Below are 15,397 nucleotides of genomic sequence, written 5' to 3'. Positions count from 1 at the left end.
GACGGAGAAGCCACCATGCCTGAGTACAAAGCTCCCTTGCGCGACATGCGCTTTTTGATTGACCACGTCTTCGACTTTCACAGCAATTACGCTGCCCTCGGCGCCCATGACGCCAGTCCTGACATGATCAACGCGATCCTTGAGGAGGGCGCGAAGTTCTGTGAGAACGTGCTTGCGCCGCTCAATCGCAGCGGTGACGAAGAAGGCTGCCATTTCGACAACGGTGTGGTGACAACGCCTACAGGCTTCAAGCAAGCCTTCGCACAATACGTGGAGGGGGGCTGGCATGGTCTGGCTGCAGATCCGACCTATGGCGGTCAGGGTCTGCCGAGTTCGCTGGGGCTGGTGATCAGTGAGATGGTCGGCTCCAGCAACACATCCTGGGGCATGTACCCGGGCCTGACCCACGGCGCCATGTCGGCGATCCATGCCCACGGCAGTAGCGAACAGAAAAACACCTACCTGAGCAAACTCACCGCCGGGCAATGGACTGGCACCATGTGCCTGACCGAAGCGCATTGCGGCACCGATCTGGGCATCATCAAGACCCGCGCCGTGCCGCAGGCCGACGGCAGCTACGCGATCACCGGCAGCAAGATTTTCATCTCCGCCGGCGAGCACGACATGAGCGACAACATCGTTCATCTGGTGCTGGCCAAACTGCCGGATGCGCCGGCCGGGACCAAGGGCATCTCGCTGTTCATCGTGCCGAAGTTTTTGCCCGATACGGAAGGCGAAGCGGGCGAGCGCAACGGCGTTTCCTGCGGTTCGATCGAACACAAGATGGGCATCAAGGCCTCGGCCACCTGCGTATTGAATTTCGACGGCGCCAAAGGTTTTCTGATCGGCGAGGCGAACAAGGGCCTGAACTGCATGTTCACCATGATGAACCACGCACGCCTCGGCACTGGCATGCAGGGTTTGTGTCTGGGCGAGGCGAGCTTTCAGGGGGCGATCAAGTACGCCAACGACCGCCTGCAGATGCGCTCGCTGACCGGCGCGAAAGCGCCGGAAAAAGCCGCCGATCCGATCATCGTCCACCCGGACGTTCGGCGCATGCTGCTGACCATGAAAGCCTTCAACGAAGGCAATCGAGCACTGACTTATTTCACCGCGCAGCTCCTCGATAGCGCACATTTGAGCAGCGACGCCGAGGCGCGTCAGGAGGCCGAAGACCTCTTGGCGTTTCTCACGCCGATCTGCAAGGCGTTCATGACCGACACTGGGCTGGAGGTGACCAACCACGGCATGCAGGTGTTTGGTGGCCATGGGTTCATTCGTGAATGGGGCATGGAGCAACTGGTGCGCGACTGCCGCATCGCCCCGATCTACGAAGGCACCAATGGCATTCAGGCGCTGGACCTGCTCGGGCGCAAGGTGCTCGGCAGCCAGGGCAAGTTGCTGCGCGGCTTTACCAAAATCGTTCACAAGTTCTGCGCCGCCAACGCCGAGCATGCGCAGTTGGGTGCGTTCGTTGCGCAGCTCAATGAGTTGAATCAGCAGTGGGGCGATCTGACTCTGAAGGTCGGCATGGCAGCGATGAAGAACCCCGACGAAGTCGGCGCGGCCTCGGTCGATTATCTGATGTACAGCGGCTATATCATTCTCGGCTACCTCTGGTTGCGCATGGCCCTGGTGGCGCAGGCGCAACTGGACGCGGGCACAGGCGAGGCGGATTTTCTGCGCGGCAAACTGGCGACGGCCGAGTTTTACTTCAAGCGCCTGCTGCCACGCACCGCTGCACATCGCGCGGCGATCGAGGCGGGCAGCGATTGTCTGATGAAATTGCCGGCGGAGCTGTTCGCGCTCTAAGGGTTGGCGGCAAAAAAGAGCCCGCAGATTGCGGGCTTCTTTTTCGTATATTCGGTGATGACTAAAAATAACAAATCAGTCATGGCCTGACCCTATGTGTCGCAAAAGTTGTTGAGGTACACTCGGGCTCACAGAAAACATCATTCCACGAATCACCTATTCCAGATCCTGCGAGGTTTGCCATGGCCGACTACAAAGCGCCGCTGCGCGATATGCGCTTCGTCCTCAATGAAGTGTTCGAAGTCGCCAAACTCTGGGCCGAACTGCCGGCGCTGGCCGAGACCGTCGACGCCGAAACCGTTGAAGCGATTCTCGAAGAAGCCGGCAAGGTCACCAGCAAAAGCATCGCCCCGCTGAGCCGCGCCGCTGACGAAGAAGGCTGCCACTGGGCCGACGGTGCCGTGACTACACCGGCCGGTTTCCCCGAGGCTTATCAGACCTATGCTGAAGGCGGTTGGGTCGGCGTCGGCGGTGATCCGGTCTACGGCGGCATGGGCATGCCCAAGGCTGTATCGGCTCAGGTCGAAGAAATGGTCAACTCCGCCAGCCTGGCGTTCGGTCTGTATCCGATGCTGACCGCCGGCGCCTGCCTGTCGATCAACGCCCACGCCAGCGAAGAGCTGAAAGCGGCGTACCTGCCGAACATGTACGCGGGGATTTGGGCCGGTTCCATGTGCCTGACCGAGCCGCACGCCGGCACCGACCTGGGAATTATTCGCACCAAGGCCGAGCCACAGGCCGACGGTTCCTACAAGGTCAGCGGCACCAAGATCTTCATCACTGGCGGCGAACACGACCTCACCGAGAACATCATCCACCTGGTGCTGGCCAAGCTGCCGGACGCCCCGGCGGGTCCGAAGGGCATTTCGCTGTTCCTGGTGCCGAAGTTCATGGTCAATGCCGACGGCAGCCTCGGCGCGCGCAACCCGGCCAACTGCGGTTCGATCGAACACAAGATGGGCATTCAGGCGTCCGCGACCTGTGTGATGAACTTCGACGAAGCCGTGGGTTATCTGGTCGGCGAGCCGAACAAAGGCCTCGCCGCGATGTTCACCATGATGAATTACGAGCGTCTGGGCGTGGGTATTCAGGGTCTGGCGACCGGCGAGCGTTCGTATCAGAACGCGGTTGAGTATGCCCGTGACCGTCTGCAAAGCCGTTCGCCGACCGGCGCGCAGAACAAGGACAAGGTCGCTGATCCGATCATCGTTCACCCTGACGTGCGACGCATGCTGCTGACAATGAAAGCCTCGAACGAAGGTGGCCGGGCGTTCTCCACATATGTGGCGATGCAACTCGACACCGCCAAGTTCAGCGAAGACCCGGCGACGCGCAAACGTGCGGAAGATCTGGTCGCACTGCTGACGCCGGTGGCCAAAGCGTTTCTTACTGATCTGGGTCTGGAAACCACCGTGCATGGCCAGCAGATCTTCGGGGGCCACGGCTACATCCGCGAGTGGGGCCAGGAGCAGCTGGTGCGTGACGTGCGCATCACGCAGATCTACGAAGGCACCAACGGCATCCAGGCACTGGACCTGGTCGGGCGCAAGATCGTCGGCAGCGGCGGTGCGTTCTATCAATTGTTCGCCGATGAGATCCGCCATTTCACTGCCACCGCGAGCGCCGATCTGGGCGAATTCACCAAGCCGTTGAACGACGCAGTCGATACCCTGGACGAGCTGACTTCATGGCTGCTCGACCGGGCGAAAAATAATCCGAACGAAATCGGCGCGGCCTCTGTCGAATATTTGCAAGCATTCGGTTACACGGCCTACGCCTACATGTGGGCACTGATGGCCAAAGCCGCGCTGGGCAAAGAAGCGCAGGAAGATTTCTACGCGAGCAAGCTGGGCACCGCACGCTTCTACTTCGCCCGTTTGCTGCCGCGTATCCACTCGTTGAGCGCCTCAGTCAAGGCCGGCAGCGAGTCGCTGTTCCTGCTGGATGCCGCTCAATTCTGATGCGATAGCGTCATGTAAGCATTCGCTTACATGACGTGCTGCTGTTCTCCCATAGTCGCCAATTGGATCCACGGCTAATCTACATTTCATGGACGTCGCGCAGGAAGCGCAAAGCAACAACACGGACACGTAGGATTCTGCCAGGGTGGCGGAGTGAAATGGATGTCAGGGAAACAGTCTGCAAAGCCCCGCTTCGGCGGGGTTTTCTTTTGCCTGAAGAAAAGTTTTCAGGCCAGCGGATCCAGCGCCGGTTTCACTTCGCGCTCCAGCACTTCTTCGAGCAAACCGCGCAGCAGTGCGAGTGACGCCTGCTGGCGTTGCACATCGCGACACACCAGGCCGACCTTCAGCGGCACCCGTGGCTCGCTCAGCGGTTTCCACAGCAGATCCTCATCGTCGTACTGCCGCTGTGATTGCCCCGGCAGCACTGTCGCCAGTCGGGTATGCGGCAGGCTGTCGAGAATCCCCACCATATTGTTCAACTCGGCCTGTACCTGCGGGCGCCGACCGAGGCTGGCCAGTTGCGCCTGCCAGATCTGGCGGATCTGAAATTCCTCACCCAGCAGCAACATCGGCAACTCGGCGGCCTGGCGCATCGAGACTTTCTTGAATTCACGCAACGGATGGTCCGCCGGAATCACCAGGGTCAGTTCGTCTTCATAGAGCATCATGCCGTGCAGACCCGGTTGGCGCGGGGGCAGATAGCTGATGCCAATGTCCAGCGAACCGTTGAGCAGACGCCGCTCGATTTCCAGTCCGGTCAGCTCGTAGATCTGCACCACCAGATGCGGTTGGGCCTTGCGCACCCGTTCAAGCATCTGCGGCACCAGGCTGGTGTGCACCGTTTGCAATACACCGATCGCCAGCGTACGCAGGGCCTGGCCCTTGAAGTTGCCCAGCGCCTCGCGCGCCCGTTGCAAACCGTCGAGCAGCGGCAACGCGTGGTTGTACAAAGTGTGCGCTGCAAGCGTCGGCAGCAGGCGCTTGCTGCTGCGCTCGAACAGGGTCACGTCGAGGTTTTGTTCGAGCTGGCGGATCTGTTGCGACAGCGCCGGTTGCGAGATCGACAGGCGTTCGGCAGCGCGGCCGACATGACCCTCTTCGTAGACCGCGACGAAATAACGCAGTTGTTTGAAATCCATAAGTAACGCTTATCGAAATGGCTGGTAAATCGAAATGGCCCGAAGCCTTCCGGGAGCCTAGTCTAACCGCATTCACAGGGCTTACAGGGCCAGAAAGCGCGATGATCAGCGTTCGCTTCGACAGGGTTTGCATAGGCAGTTCAAAACACTTCAAGCGAGGTGTTTTTCGATGAATCTGTTCAGTCTTCGGCGCCAGGCGCCGAATATCGATGACCTCGTTATGGACAACAGTGCAACCGAGGCTGAAGGCGACCTCGGCGCCGAGTGTCTGATGCCCAGCGTTCAGCGTCCACAGCAAGTGTTCGTCCGCGGACAGGGTTCGTGGCTGTGGGACAGCCATGACCGTGCCTACCTGGATTTTTCCCAGGCAGGCGGGGCCAACAGCCTCGGGCATAGCCCGTCGGTGCTGGTCAAAGCCATCGCCAATCAGGCGCAGGCGCTGATTAATCCCGGTTTCAACTTGCACAATCGCGGCATGCTCAGCCTCGCCGAGCGCCTGTGTGCCAGCACCGGCAGCGATCAGGCCTATCTGCTCAACAGCGGCAGCGAAGCCTGTGAAGCGGCGATCAAACTGGCGCGCAAATGGGGTCAGCTGCATCGTGGCGGTGCTTCGCGCATCATCGTCGCCAGGCAGGGCTGTCATGGCCGGAGTCTGGCGACGATACCCGCCTCGGACAGCTGCAACCTGGCGAATCGTTTCGCGCCATTGCTGCCAGGTTTCGATCAGGTGCCGCTCAACGACTTGTCGGCGCTGCATGCGGCGGTCGATGCGCAGACCGTGGCGATCATGCTCGAACCGATCCAGAGCGATGCCGGAGTGATTCCGGCCAGCGAACATTACCTCAAAGGTGTCGAACGCCTGTGCCGTGACTTGGGCATTCTGCTGATCCTCGACGAAGTACAAACCGGCATCGGCCGCTGCGGCAACTTGCTTGCCGAACAGTCCTACGGCGTGCGCGCCGATATCGTCGTGCTCGGCAAAGGCCTCGGCGGCGGTGTCCCTTTGGCGGCGCTGCTGGCCCGGGGCAAGGCTTGTTGTTTTGACGCGGGTGAGTTGGGCGGCACCCATCACGGCAATGCCTTGATGACGGCGGCGGGCCTGGTTGTACTCGACAGCGTGCAGGACCGCAGCTTTCTAGCCCAGGTCAGAGAAAACGGCCAGCACCTGCGCGAAGGCCTGGCCCGATTGGCACACCGCTACGGGCACGGCGACCTGCGCGGCCAAGGCTTGTTCTACGGACTGACCCTGTCAGACGATTGCGCCAACGCCGTAGTCAACGCCGGCCTCCACGAAGGACTGCTGCTCAACGCCCCGCAGGCCGGCTGCCTGCGCTTCACCCCGGCCCTCACCGTGAGCAAAACCAACATCGACGAAATGCTCCTGCGCCTGGGCCGCGCATTCTCCCGAGTGCGCACCGCACAGTTGCAATGCCGCAAAGGGATTGCTGTTTGAGCTGACATTTCCTACCCGATTTTCCAGAACCGTCTCGCGGTATAACGCACGCCCCACGCCTGATTGCTTTTGGCGTGGGGCGTTTTTTTGGGGAGGGTGGCGATGAAATGGCAGACGCACTGAACCCTGACGAACGGCGCAGGTCGATTAGCTTGTATGGCTCAAGTGAGCCAACCCCCATTCAGGAGCTGCCCCATGGACTTTATTCGCATCATCATCGCTATTCTGTTGCCGCCACTGGGTGTGTTTCTGCAGGTCGGGTTTGGCGGGGCGTTCTGGTTGAACATTCTGCTGACGCTGTGCGGGTACATTCCGGGTATCGTGCATGCGGTGTATATCATCGCCAAGCGCTGATTGCACGGCGATGGATACATCGCCATCGCTAGCAGGCTAGCTCCCACCGGTTTTCTGTGAACACCACAAATCCAGTGTGGGAGCTAGCCTGCTAGCGATTCGGGCAACCCCGGATCTCAGTCTGCAAGCCCCATCACCCGCCGATAAAACTGCCACTCCTGCTCCAGCGCATGCGCCTGATTAACGGCACGACGGAAGCCGTGGCGCTCATCGGCATAGTAGTGGGCTTCGACCGGGACACCGTTGCGTTCAAGTGCGGCGACCATGTCGCGGGTCTGCTGCGGCACGACCACCGCATCCAGTTCACCCTGAAAGAAAATCACCGGCACGCTGATATTGTCTGCGTGAAGCAATGGCGTGCGTGCGGCATAGCGTTCGGCGTCCTGCTCGGGATCGCCGATCAGCCAGTCGAGATAGTCACCTTCGAACTTGTGCGTTGCCCGGCCCAATGCCACCGGGTCGCTGACCCCGTACAAACTCGCGCCAGCGCGGAAGACTTGCTTGAACGCCAGTGCGCACAACGTGGTGTAGCCGCCCGCGCTGCCGCCCCGGATGAACGCGCGCTGCCCGTCGATCAAGCCTTGGTCGGCGAGATACGCGACGACGTTGCACGCATCTTCGACATCCACTTCACCCCATCGCCAATGCAAAGCCTGGCGATATTGCCGGCCATAACCGCTGCTGCCGCGATAGTTGAGATCGGCGACGGCAAAACCGCGCTGCGTCCAGTACTGGATGCGCGGGTCGAGCATCGGATAGCAGGCCGATGTCGGGCCGCCGTGGATGAACACCACCAGTGGCGGAGTCTTCTCGGCGGCCACGGCCGGGTAAAAGAAACCGTGCGCCTCACCCGAACCGCTTGGATAACGCAGGGTTTGCGGACGGCTGATGTGTTCGGCGGGCAACGGCGCTATGCCGCCGGCCAACACGGTGACTTCGTGCGTCTTTCGATCGATGGCAATGATCGCCGAGGGGCTGATCGGCGAGGCAGCAATGCAGTAGATGTTTTGCTGATCCGCAGCCAGATGACGGAAGCGGCTGTAGTCACCAGTGAAATCTTCATCACCAAGTGTCAGGCGACCGAAACCACCTTCGCTCCAACTGGCGATAAACGAATCGCCTAACGGTAACCAAGTACAGCCGCCCAGTTGCCACGGCGCCGGAGCATGATCGGCCAGTGCAGCCGGCAATGGTTCCAAACCGCCGACAGTTTCCGCCCACGGTTGCCAGAAGCCACCGCGATCAGTCAGGCAATACAGGCGACCTTCGGCATCGAAGCGCGGTTGTTGAATCGACTCCTCAATGTCATCGCCAGCCACGCAGCGCGGCGAAGCGAATCCGCCATCGGGCAACCGCTGGGCGGTCATCAACCGAGTCGACGTCCAAGGCTGATGCGGCCGGCTCCACTCGATCCACGCCAGGCGTTGGCCGTCCGGGCTCAAGAGAGGCGATGCATAAAAATCTGCGCCTTCAGCCAATACGTGCCGAACACCGTCAGCCAGATCAACCGCCACCAAACGATGTTGATCGTGCTGTTCCTCAACCGCCAGAATCTGCCCGCCCGCATACTGCAAATCACCAAAGCGGCAATCGCCGGAGGTTAGTGGTTCAGGCGCACCATTGAGGTTTTGCCGATACACCTGCTGATCCGCCTCGTTGACGAAAACTACCCCGTCAGGCGTCAGACAAAACGCACCACCGCCATATTCGTACACGCGGCTGCGCACGCTGAAGGCATCCGGCGTCAGACATTGCGCCTCGCCATCGCGCCAGTGCCAGATTCGGCACGCCGCATCCTGCGGGCGATATTCATTCCAGAACAGACCGTTGGCGCCGAGCTGCAACTCGGCGAAATCGACGCCGGCGGCGACGGCTTGCGCAGCGCTAAAGGGCTCAGCCCTTGGCGATGAGGCGTGAGTTTCGTTCATTGCGAAAGGCCAGTTGTTCGATGGTGTGTGTGGCGCTCTCGGCTTCTTCGCGGGCCTTGAGGATTACGCCGTGATGGTCGGACTTGCTGCACACCGGGTCGGCGTTGCTCGCATCGCCGGTGAGCATGAACGCCTGGCAGCGGCAGCCGCCGAAGTCCTTTTCCTTCTCGTCGCACGAGCGGCACGGCTCGGGCATCCAGTCGTAACCGCGGAAGCGGTTGAAGCCGAATGAGTCGTACCAGATGTGCTGCATGCTGTGATCGCGCACATTGGGAAACTGCACCGGCAACTGACGCGCGCCGTGGCAGGGCAGGGCGGTGCCGTCCGGTGTCACCGTCAAAAAGATACTGCCCCAGCCGTTCATGCAGGCTTTCGGGCGTTCTTCGTAGTAATCCGGGGTGACGAAAATCAGTTTGCACGGATGCCCTTCGGCTTCCAGCTTCGCCCGGTATTCGTTGGTGATGCGCTCGGCGCGCACCAGTTGCTCTTTGGTTGGCAACAGGCCAACGCGATTGAGCTGCGCCCAGCCATAGAACTGGCAGGTCGCGAGCTCAACAAAGTCGGCTTCCAGCGCAATGCACAGCTCAATGATGCGGTCGATCTTGTCGATGTTGTGCCGGTGGGTGACGAAGTTCAGCACCATCGGGTAACCGTGGGCTTTCACCGCGCGGGCCATTTCCAGCTTCTGTGCGAAGGCTTTTTTCGAGCCGGCGAGCAGGTTGTTCACTTGCTCGTCGCTGGCCTGGAAACTGATCTGGATGTGATCGAGCCCGGCCTTTTTGAAGTCACTGATTTTCTGCTCGGTCAGGCCGATGCCGGAGGTGATCAGGTTGGTGTAGAAACCCAATTGCCGCGCTTCGTGAATCAGATCGGCCAGATCCTGACGCACCAGCGGTTCGCCACCGGAAAATCCCAGTTGCGCCGCACCCATTTGCCGCGCCTCGCGGAACACCTTGATCCACTGTTCGGTTGTCAGCTCTTTACCCTGCTCGGCAAAATCCAGCGGATTGGAGCAATACGGGCATTGCAACGGGCAGCGGTAGGTCAGCTCGGCGAGCAGCCACAGCGGCAGGCCGACTTCAGGTTTGGCCGGCAGATCAGCCAAGGGTGAGCCAGTGTTGCTCACGGGCAACCTCCATGAATTGCTCGATGTCGTCGCCGAGTTCCGGCACGCCGGGGAACTGCTCGTCGAGCTTGGCGATGATTGCCGCTACATCGCGTTCGCCATCAATCAAACCGCCGATCAGCGCGGCGGTTTCGTTGAGCTTGATCATGCCCTCCGGGTACAGCAGCACGTGGCCTTTCTGTGCCGGTTCGTACTGGAAACGGTAGCCGGGACGCCAGCTCGGGACTTTGCTGCGGTCGAAACTCATAAGCTGATTCCTTTGTGCCAGACCCGTTGATCAGTGACGCTGTGATACGGCGGACGGTTCAGTTCGTAGGCCATGCTCATGGCATCGAGCATGCTCCAAAGAATGTCCAGTTTGAACTGGAGAATTTCCAGCATGCGCTCCTGACCTTCGCGGGTCTTGTAGTGTTCGAGCGTGATCGCCAGACCGTGTTCGACATCTCGACGCGCCTGACCGAGGCGGGTGCGGAAGTATTCGTAACCGGCCGGGTCGATCCACGGGTAATGCTGCGGCCAGCTGTCGAGACGCGACTGGTGGATCTGCGGCGCGAACAGTTCGGTCAGCGAACTGCTGGCGGCCTCCTGCCAACTGGCGCGGCGGGCGAAGTTGACGTATGCGTCGACAGCGAAACGCACGCCGGGCAATACCAGCTCCTGGGAGCGCAGTTGATCCGGGTCGAGGCCGACCGCCTGGCCGAGACGCAGCCAGGCTTCGATGCCGCCGTCTTCGCCGGGAGCGCCGTCGTGGTCGAGCAGGCGCTGAATCCACTCGCGACGGATTTCCCGATCCGGACAATTGGCGAGGATCGCCGCATCCTTCAGGGGGATGTTCACCTGATAGTAGAAGCGGTTGGCGACCCAGCCCTGAATCTGTTCACGAGTGGCGCGGCCTTCGTACATCGCCACATGGTAGGGGTGGTAGATGTGGTAATAGGCGCCTTTGGCGCGCAGGGCCGCTTCGAATTCGGCGGGGGACAGCGGGGTGTCGGTCATTGCGGTTCTCCGGAAACAACCGTTGGAATTTAGGTGACTGTTCGGGCCTCATCGCCAGCAGGCTGGCTCCCACAGAGATTTGCATGCGCCACAAATCCAATGTGGGAGCCAGCCTGCTGGCGATAGACCGCGCAGCGGTCTCAACGGCTCACAGCACAATGCTCATGCCATCAAACGCCACTTCAACATTGCGCCGCACGAGTTCTGCGCGCTCGGCCGAATCCTCGTCGAGAATAGGGTTGGTGTTGTTGATGTGGATAAGCACCTTGCGCTGCTCGGGAAGCTGTTCCAGCACTTCGAGCATGCCGCCGGGGCCGTTCTGGGCCAGATGGCCCATCTCGCGACCGGTACGGGTGCCGACACCACGACGCTGCATTTCATCGTCGTCCCACAGCGTACCGTCGACCAGCAGGCAGTCGCTGCCGGCCATGATTTCCAGCAATGGCGCGTCCACTTTTCCCAGGCCCGGCGCGTAGAACAGCTTGCCGCCAGTGTTCAAATCTTCGACGATCAAACCGATGTTGTCGCCCGGATGCGGATCGAAGCGGTGCGGCGAATACGGTGGTGCTGCACTGCGCAGCGGCAGCGGGGTGAAACGCAGGTTCGGGCACGCGGCGACGGTAAAGCTCTGATCGAGTTCGATGCGGTTCCAGTCCAGCCCGCCATTCCAGTGAGTGAGCATCTTGAACAGCGGGAAACCGGTGCTCAGGTCTTCGTGAACCATGTCCGTGCACCAGACCTGATGCGGGCAGCCTTCGCGCAGGCTGAGCAGGCCGGTGGTATGGTCGATCTGGCTGTCCATCAGAATGATCGCGCTGATGCCGGTGTCACGCAGGGCTCGACCCGGTTGCATCGGGGCAAAGCTTTGCAATTGCGCGCGGATGTCCGGCGAGGCGTTGCACAACACCCAGTTCACACCATCATCGGAAATCGCGATGGACGATTGGGTGCGGGCCTTGGCGTTCAGGCTGCCGTCGCGAAAGCCTGCGCAATTGACGCAGTTGCAGTTCCACTGCGGAAAACCGCCACCGGCGGCCGAACCCAGAATCTGGACGAACATGAACGCTCCATCATTTCAATGCGGAAAATAAAAACGCCCCGGCGAGCCGAGGCGTTGCACTGCGATTCTGCGTATGCAGAACTCAGCGGCTGGCGAAGTACATGGTGACTTCGAAGCCGATACGCAGGTCGGTGTAAGCAGGTTTGGTCCAGGCCATGAGATGTCTCCTTCTGTGGGTTGGGATAGCGCTATCCATAGGTATAGTCCACGGCAGCGCGGTGATGTTCCAATTAGTTAGGCGGCTATGTTACTCAAAATTTCAACGCGATGACCCGTGAATCTTTGAGAAAGCTCCTTGCAGCCTCGGTAATGATCATTTCACCGCTTGCCAAGGGGCGGCGGGAGCCGGCGCGCTGGCGAGGCAGAGCCAGCCGCCTTCGGCGTCGAGCAGACGCCGCGCAGCGCTGAGGAGGGTCGAACGGTCCAGTGCGGCAATGGTGGCGACTAACTGCTCAAGGTAATCCGACGAATGGCCGGCGAGCCGGGCCTGCCAGAGCAGCTCGGCCGCTTCTTTGAAGCCGAGCTCAGCCGCATCGAATTGATCGGCAAGGCTCTGCCGTTGCTGGCTGAGGCTGGCTTCATTCATCTGCTCAATCAGCGCTGGGAGGCTATTGAGGAACTGCTGGATGTGTTCGAGCAGTTCGTCAGGCTGCACGTTGGGCGACTGCACGCCAAACACCAGCGCGACGCGGCCGTGGATTTGACGCAATGCGCTGAACACCGCGTAGCCCAGTTGAAGCTCGACGCGCAGGCGCTGATAGAACGGCGTCTGCAGCAATTGTGCGAGCAAGCGCCAGGCGGCTTCATTGGCCACGTCCTGGCTGGCGCTAGGGCAATACAGCAGCACGGCGTGTTCGCTGGATGCCGTGTCGATGTGTTGCCAGAGGTGCCGACCGTTTATGGCGCAAGGCGCAGACAGCTGATGATCCGGTTGGCCGGGGATGCGGCTCAGGGCCAGGCCCATGGCGGATTGACTTTGCTGGTTGAACCCCAGCGCGAGGCCGTCCCAGCGTGCCGTTGTCCACAGAGGTGCCGCGTCATCCGATGCGCCGACAGGCTCCAGGCAACTTTCTGGCAAGGCCTTGAGCAATTGGCGGATCGGCATTAACGGCGTTTCCGGCTCGGCACGCGGGGAATCGGCTGAGACTGATGTCAGACATTTCAGCGCATGCTCCAGCACGCTGGGCATGGGCTCTTGCAGGCCGGTCAGTTTCAGCAGCCATTGGTTGCCTGTTGCGCTGAACGACACCTCGACCCCGGCCTCGCTGGCATCTTGCCGGATCAGCTGAAAGCTGCGCTGCATCCGCGCTTGCAGGTCAATGCTGGCGGCGGCGTCGAGCTGCCAGCGCAGATATAGCGCGCCTTCATCGCCGTTGCCAGGCAATGCCTGGCTGAACTGCATCGGTGAGCGCTCGCGGCGCCCGCGTGAGCGGTCCTGAGCGAACGTGCGCAGGCCGCGGTGCGCGCTGGTCTGGCCGCGAATCAGTCCGGCGTTGGCCAGCGGCTCGTTGGCACGCAGGAAGGGGTTGGCGGCTGGCAAGCTCCAGTGTGGGCTGAAGTTATCCACAGCACCGAGTTCGCGCAGAATGTTTTTCAGTGCTTCGACGGCGCAATCAGGCAGGCCGTTTTGCAACGGTTCACTGTCCAGCCGCGCCAGTTGCAACGCACCGCTGATTTGCTGCTGCCGTTGCTGCACGGCTGCATATTCCTCCCGTAACACCGCCCAGTCCTGCTGCGCGAAGTAGCTCAACCAGTCCAGCAACAGCTGGTGAATCATCTTCAGCGATTCGGCGCCTGCGTTGAATTGCAGATGCAGCAGCGCCTGCCCGTCGAAGTGATAAAGCGGCAGCGCCTTCAATCCCTCAGCGAAATTGTGCTGCTGCAAATACGCCAGCAACCCACCGGGCTTGGCGCTATTGAGCCAATGGCAGAGAAACGCCAGCGCTTCAGCAGACGCTTGCGGCAATGCGTCAAACGCACACAGCAAATTGCCGTGCGGCCCGTCGACCCGTTGATAACTTTTCACCGCCAACGGCACAGGCGCTGACTGGGCAACTTTATCCCCAGCCGGTAGCGCAGCAGCGAACTGTTCGGCTAGCACACGCAACTGTTCCAGGCTCTGCGGCCCGGTCAGGCTCAATGTCATCTGCCCGGTGCGATAAAAACGCTGATGGAAATCTTTCAACGCTTGTTGAAAGACCGGCAGTTCGACTTTCAGGCTGTCGCGATTGCCCGCATGAAAACCCCGCAGCGGGTGCTCTGCCGGTAAACCTTCGTACAGGGCAAACTGCTTTTGCGCTGCCGGATCTTGCGACCAGGCGACATATTCCGCCTGTAGCACTTCACGTTCGCGCAATTGATCGTCCAGATTCAGACGCGGGTGCGCAAGCATGTCTGACAGACGCTCCAGCCCGCCGCTGAAAGATCGCACAGGCAGCTCGAAGAAGAAGTCGGTGGTGCGTTCGCGGGTGCTGGCGTTCACCTGGCCGCCGTGGCCCTGCACATAGGCCATCAGACCTTGCGCCGCCGGGAAACGCTCGGTCCCGAGAAACAACAAATGTTCGAGAAAATGCGCCAGCCCCGGCCACGCCAGCGGCACGTCGTGGCTACCGGCCGCCACGCGCAATGCGGCAGCGCTGCGCTTGAGGCCGGGCACATGACGCAGGGTTACGCGCAAGCCGTTGGCCAGGGTTTCAGTGTGGGGGCGGGGGGGATTCGGCGCGGGCATGGGCACTTCCAGAACAGTGAAGTGCCAATGCTAGCGGATTAGCGCTGGTTCAGCGCGGCGTAAAGTTCGGGGCGGCGATCGCTGAGGTAACGATTGGCGGCCCTCGAGTCGTTCATCAACTGACGATCCAGCTCGCCGACGATCAGCGCTTCGTCGAGACCGGCCAAGGCAATGCGGCTGCCGTCCGGTGCTGCAATGCTGCTTTGTCCGCAATACTGAACGTCGCCTTCGTGACCGCAGTAATTGGCGTAAGCCACATAGCATTGGTTTTCGAAGGCGCGTGACCGCACGGTGACATCGGCAACGAAATCGAACGGGATCATGTTGGCTGTCGGCGCCACGATCAACTCGGCGCCAGCCAGCGCCAGACGGCGGGCGTTTTCCGGAAACTCGAGGTCGTAACAGATGAGAAAGCCGAGCTTCCAGCCGTTCAGCTCGACCACCGGCAAATCCGCCTCGCCCGGACTGAACATCGACCGGTCGAGGTCGCCGAACAGATGTGACTTGCGGTAATTGGCCAAGCGCTCGCCCGTCGAGTCGATCAACTGGACGGCGTTGTAGATCTGCCCGTCCGCCGTACGCTCGGGATAACCATAAACGATCGCCAGTCCCGCAGCCTTGGCAATCCGACCGATCTGTTGCGCCCATTCTCCGTTGTAGACCTCAGCCAGGGTGCTGACCGCTTCGGCACCAATGTTGTAGCCGGTCATGAACATTTCCGGCAGCACCAGCAGGTCCGAACCGTTGGCTTCCATCGCCACCCGGTGCAAGCGGTGCAGGTTGGCGGCGGGCTCCAGTGGTAGCGGTGGGCATTGGTAAAGGGCTACACGCATCGAA

13 protein-coding genes are annotated in these 15,397 nt (G+C 60.9%); 4 read left to right on the top strand and 9 right to left on the bottom strand.

Annotated features, from left to right (window positions below; genetic code table 11):
- Nucleotides 1–15: 15 nt before the first annotated feature.
- On the top strand, nucleotides 16–1,812 hold the full coding sequence (locus BLU52_RS22375) for an acyl-CoA dehydrogenase C-terminal domain-containing protein (RefSeq protein ID WP_090286900.1): 1,797 nt from the start codon (nucleotides 16–18) through the stop codon (nucleotides 1,810–1,812).
- 182 nt (nucleotides 1,813–1,994) lie between these two features.
- On the top strand, nucleotides 1,995–3,773 hold the full coding sequence (locus BLU52_RS22370; RefSeq protein WP_090286897.1) for an acyl-CoA dehydrogenase C-terminal domain-containing protein: 1,779 nt from the start codon (nucleotides 1,995–1,997) through the stop codon (nucleotides 3,771–3,773).
- A gap of 227 nt (nucleotides 3,774–4,000) precedes the next feature.
- Here BLU52_RS22370 and BLU52_RS22365 read toward each other — a convergent pair whose 3' ends face one another.
- Nucleotides 4,001–4,915 (bottom strand): LysR family transcriptional regulator, encoded by a 915-nt coding sequence (locus BLU52_RS22365; protein ID WP_090286894.1) that lies wholly within the window; start codon nucleotides 4,913–4,915, stop codon nucleotides 4,001–4,003.
- A 169-nt stretch (nucleotides 4,916–5,084) separates the two neighbouring features.
- Between BLU52_RS22365 and BLU52_RS22360 the strand changes: the two genes are divergently transcribed.
- Together BLU52_RS22360 and BLU52_RS22355 are read left to right on the top strand one after the other, a co-directional pair.
- Nucleotides 5,085–6,368, top strand: a complete 1,284-nt coding sequence (locus BLU52_RS22360; protein WP_090286892.1) for an aspartate aminotransferase family protein — start codon at nucleotides 5,085–5,087, stop codon at nucleotides 6,366–6,368.
- Nucleotides 6,369–6,563: 195 nt separating this feature from the next.
- Nucleotides 6,564–6,722 carry a YqaE/Pmp3 family membrane protein gene (locus BLU52_RS22355; protein WP_003228885.1) on the top strand — a complete coding sequence of 53 codons (159 nt, stop codon included), beginning with the start codon at nucleotides 6,564–6,566 and terminating at the stop codon, nucleotides 6,720–6,722.
- 116 nt (nucleotides 6,723–6,838) lie between these two features.
- On the opposite strand, the gene BLU52_RS22350 is transcribed toward BLU52_RS22355, so the two are convergent.
- The 8 genes from BLU52_RS22350 to BLU52_RS22315 form a co-directional block, all read right to left on the bottom strand.
- Entirely contained in the window at nucleotides 6,839–8,650 is a 1,812-nt protein-coding gene (locus BLU52_RS22350; RefSeq protein ID WP_090286890.1) for a S9 family peptidase, read from the bottom strand.
- Nucleotides 8,616–9,755, bottom strand: a complete 1,140-nt coding sequence (gene pqqE / locus BLU52_RS22345; RefSeq protein WP_197677992.1) for a pyrroloquinoline quinone biosynthesis protein PqqE — start codon at nucleotides 9,753–9,755, stop codon at nucleotides 8,616–8,618. The genes BLU52_RS22350 and pqqE overlap by 35 nt, the downstream gene beginning before the upstream one ends.
- A complete protein-coding gene (gene pqqD, locus BLU52_RS22340; RefSeq protein ID WP_090286886.1) occupies nucleotides 9,748–10,023 on the bottom strand; it encodes a pyrroloquinoline quinone biosynthesis peptide chaperone PqqD in 276 nt (91 codons plus the stop codon). The genes pqqE and pqqD overlap by 8 nt, the downstream gene beginning before the upstream one ends.
- Entirely contained in the window at nucleotides 10,020–10,772 is a 753-nt protein-coding gene (pqqC, locus tag BLU52_RS22335; RefSeq protein WP_090286883.1) for a pyrroloquinoline-quinone synthase PqqC, read from the bottom strand. Before pqqC ends, pqqD begins: the two co-directional genes overlap by 4 nt.
- A gap of 148 nt (nucleotides 10,773–10,920) precedes the next feature.
- On the bottom strand, nucleotides 10,921–11,832 hold the full coding sequence (gene pqqB / locus BLU52_RS22330; RefSeq protein WP_090286881.1) for a pyrroloquinoline quinone biosynthesis protein PqqB: 912 nt from the start codon (nucleotides 11,830–11,832) through the stop codon (nucleotides 10,921–10,923).
- Between the two features lie 82 nt (nucleotides 11,833–11,914).
- The gene (gene pqqA / locus BLU52_RS22325) at nucleotides 11,915–11,989 is read right to left on the bottom strand and encodes a pyrroloquinoline quinone precursor peptide PqqA (protein WP_003444522.1); all 75 of its coding nucleotides are present in this window, start codon (nucleotides 11,987–11,989) and stop codon (nucleotides 11,915–11,917) included.
- Nucleotides 11,990–12,145: 156 nt separating this feature from the next.
- On the bottom strand, nucleotides 12,146–14,560 hold the full coding sequence (gene pqqF / locus BLU52_RS22320) for a pyrroloquinoline quinone biosynthesis protein PqqF (RefSeq protein WP_090286879.1): 2,415 nt from the start codon (nucleotides 14,558–14,560) through the stop codon (nucleotides 12,146–12,148).
- A 38-nt stretch (nucleotides 14,561–14,598) separates the two neighbouring features.
- Nucleotides 14,599–15,393: a carbon-nitrogen hydrolase family protein gene (locus BLU52_RS22315; protein WP_090286877.1), complete on the bottom strand. Its 795-nt coding sequence runs from the start codon at nucleotides 15,391–15,393 to the stop codon at nucleotides 14,599–14,601.
- Nucleotides 15,394–15,397: the final 4 nt, after the last annotated feature.

The sequence above is a fragment of the Pseudomonas granadensis genome, assembly GCF_900105485.1.
GTDB classification, from domain to species: domain Bacteria; phylum Pseudomonadota; class Gammaproteobacteria; order Pseudomonadales; family Pseudomonadaceae; genus Aquipseudomonas; species Aquipseudomonas granadensis.
This window is presented reverse-complemented; position numbering and strand designations above follow the sequence as displayed.

Excerpts from the sequence above, each read along its gene's own strand:
- BLU52_RS22355 (WP_003228885.1), top strand. The coding sequence starts at position 6,564 with ATGGACTTTATTCGCATCATCATCGCTATTCTGTTGCCGCCACTGGGT.
- pqqD (WP_090286886.1), bottom strand. The coding sequence starts at position 10,023 with ATGAGTTTCGACCGCAGCAAAGTCCCGAGCTGGCGTCCCGGCTACCGT.
- BLU52_RS22370 (WP_090286897.1), top strand. The coding sequence starts at position 1,995 with ATGGCCGACTACAAAGCGCCGCTGCGCGATATGCGCTTCGTCCTCAAT.
- BLU52_RS22375 (WP_090286900.1), top strand. The coding sequence starts at position 16 with ATGCCTGAGTACAAAGCTCCCTTGCGCGACATGCGCTTTTTGATTGAC.
- BLU52_RS22365 (WP_090286894.1), bottom strand. The coding sequence starts at position 4,915 with ATGGATTTCAAACAACTGCGTTATTTCGTCGCGGTCTACGAAGAGGGT.
- BLU52_RS22360 (WP_090286892.1), top strand. The coding sequence starts at position 5,085 with ATGAATCTGTTCAGTCTTCGGCGCCAGGCGCCGAATATCGATGACCTC.
- BLU52_RS22350 (WP_090286890.1), bottom strand. The coding sequence starts at position 8,650 with ATGAACGAAACTCACGCCTCATCGCCAAGGGCTGAGCCCTTTAGCGCT.
- pqqF (WP_090286879.1), bottom strand. The coding sequence starts at position 14,560 with ATGCCCGCGCCGAATCCCCCCCGCCCCCACACTGAAACCCTGGCCAAC.
- BLU52_RS22315 (WP_090286877.1), bottom strand. The coding sequence starts at position 15,393 with ATGCGTGTAGCCCTTTACCAATGCCCACCGCTACCACTGGAGCCCGCC.
- pqqB (WP_090286881.1), bottom strand. The coding sequence starts at position 11,832 with ATGTTCGTCCAGATTCTGGGTTCGGCCGCCGGTGGCGGTTTTCCGCAG.
- pqqC (WP_090286883.1), bottom strand. The coding sequence starts at position 10,772 with ATGACCGACACCCCGCTGTCCCCCGCCGAATTCGAAGCGGCCCTGCGC.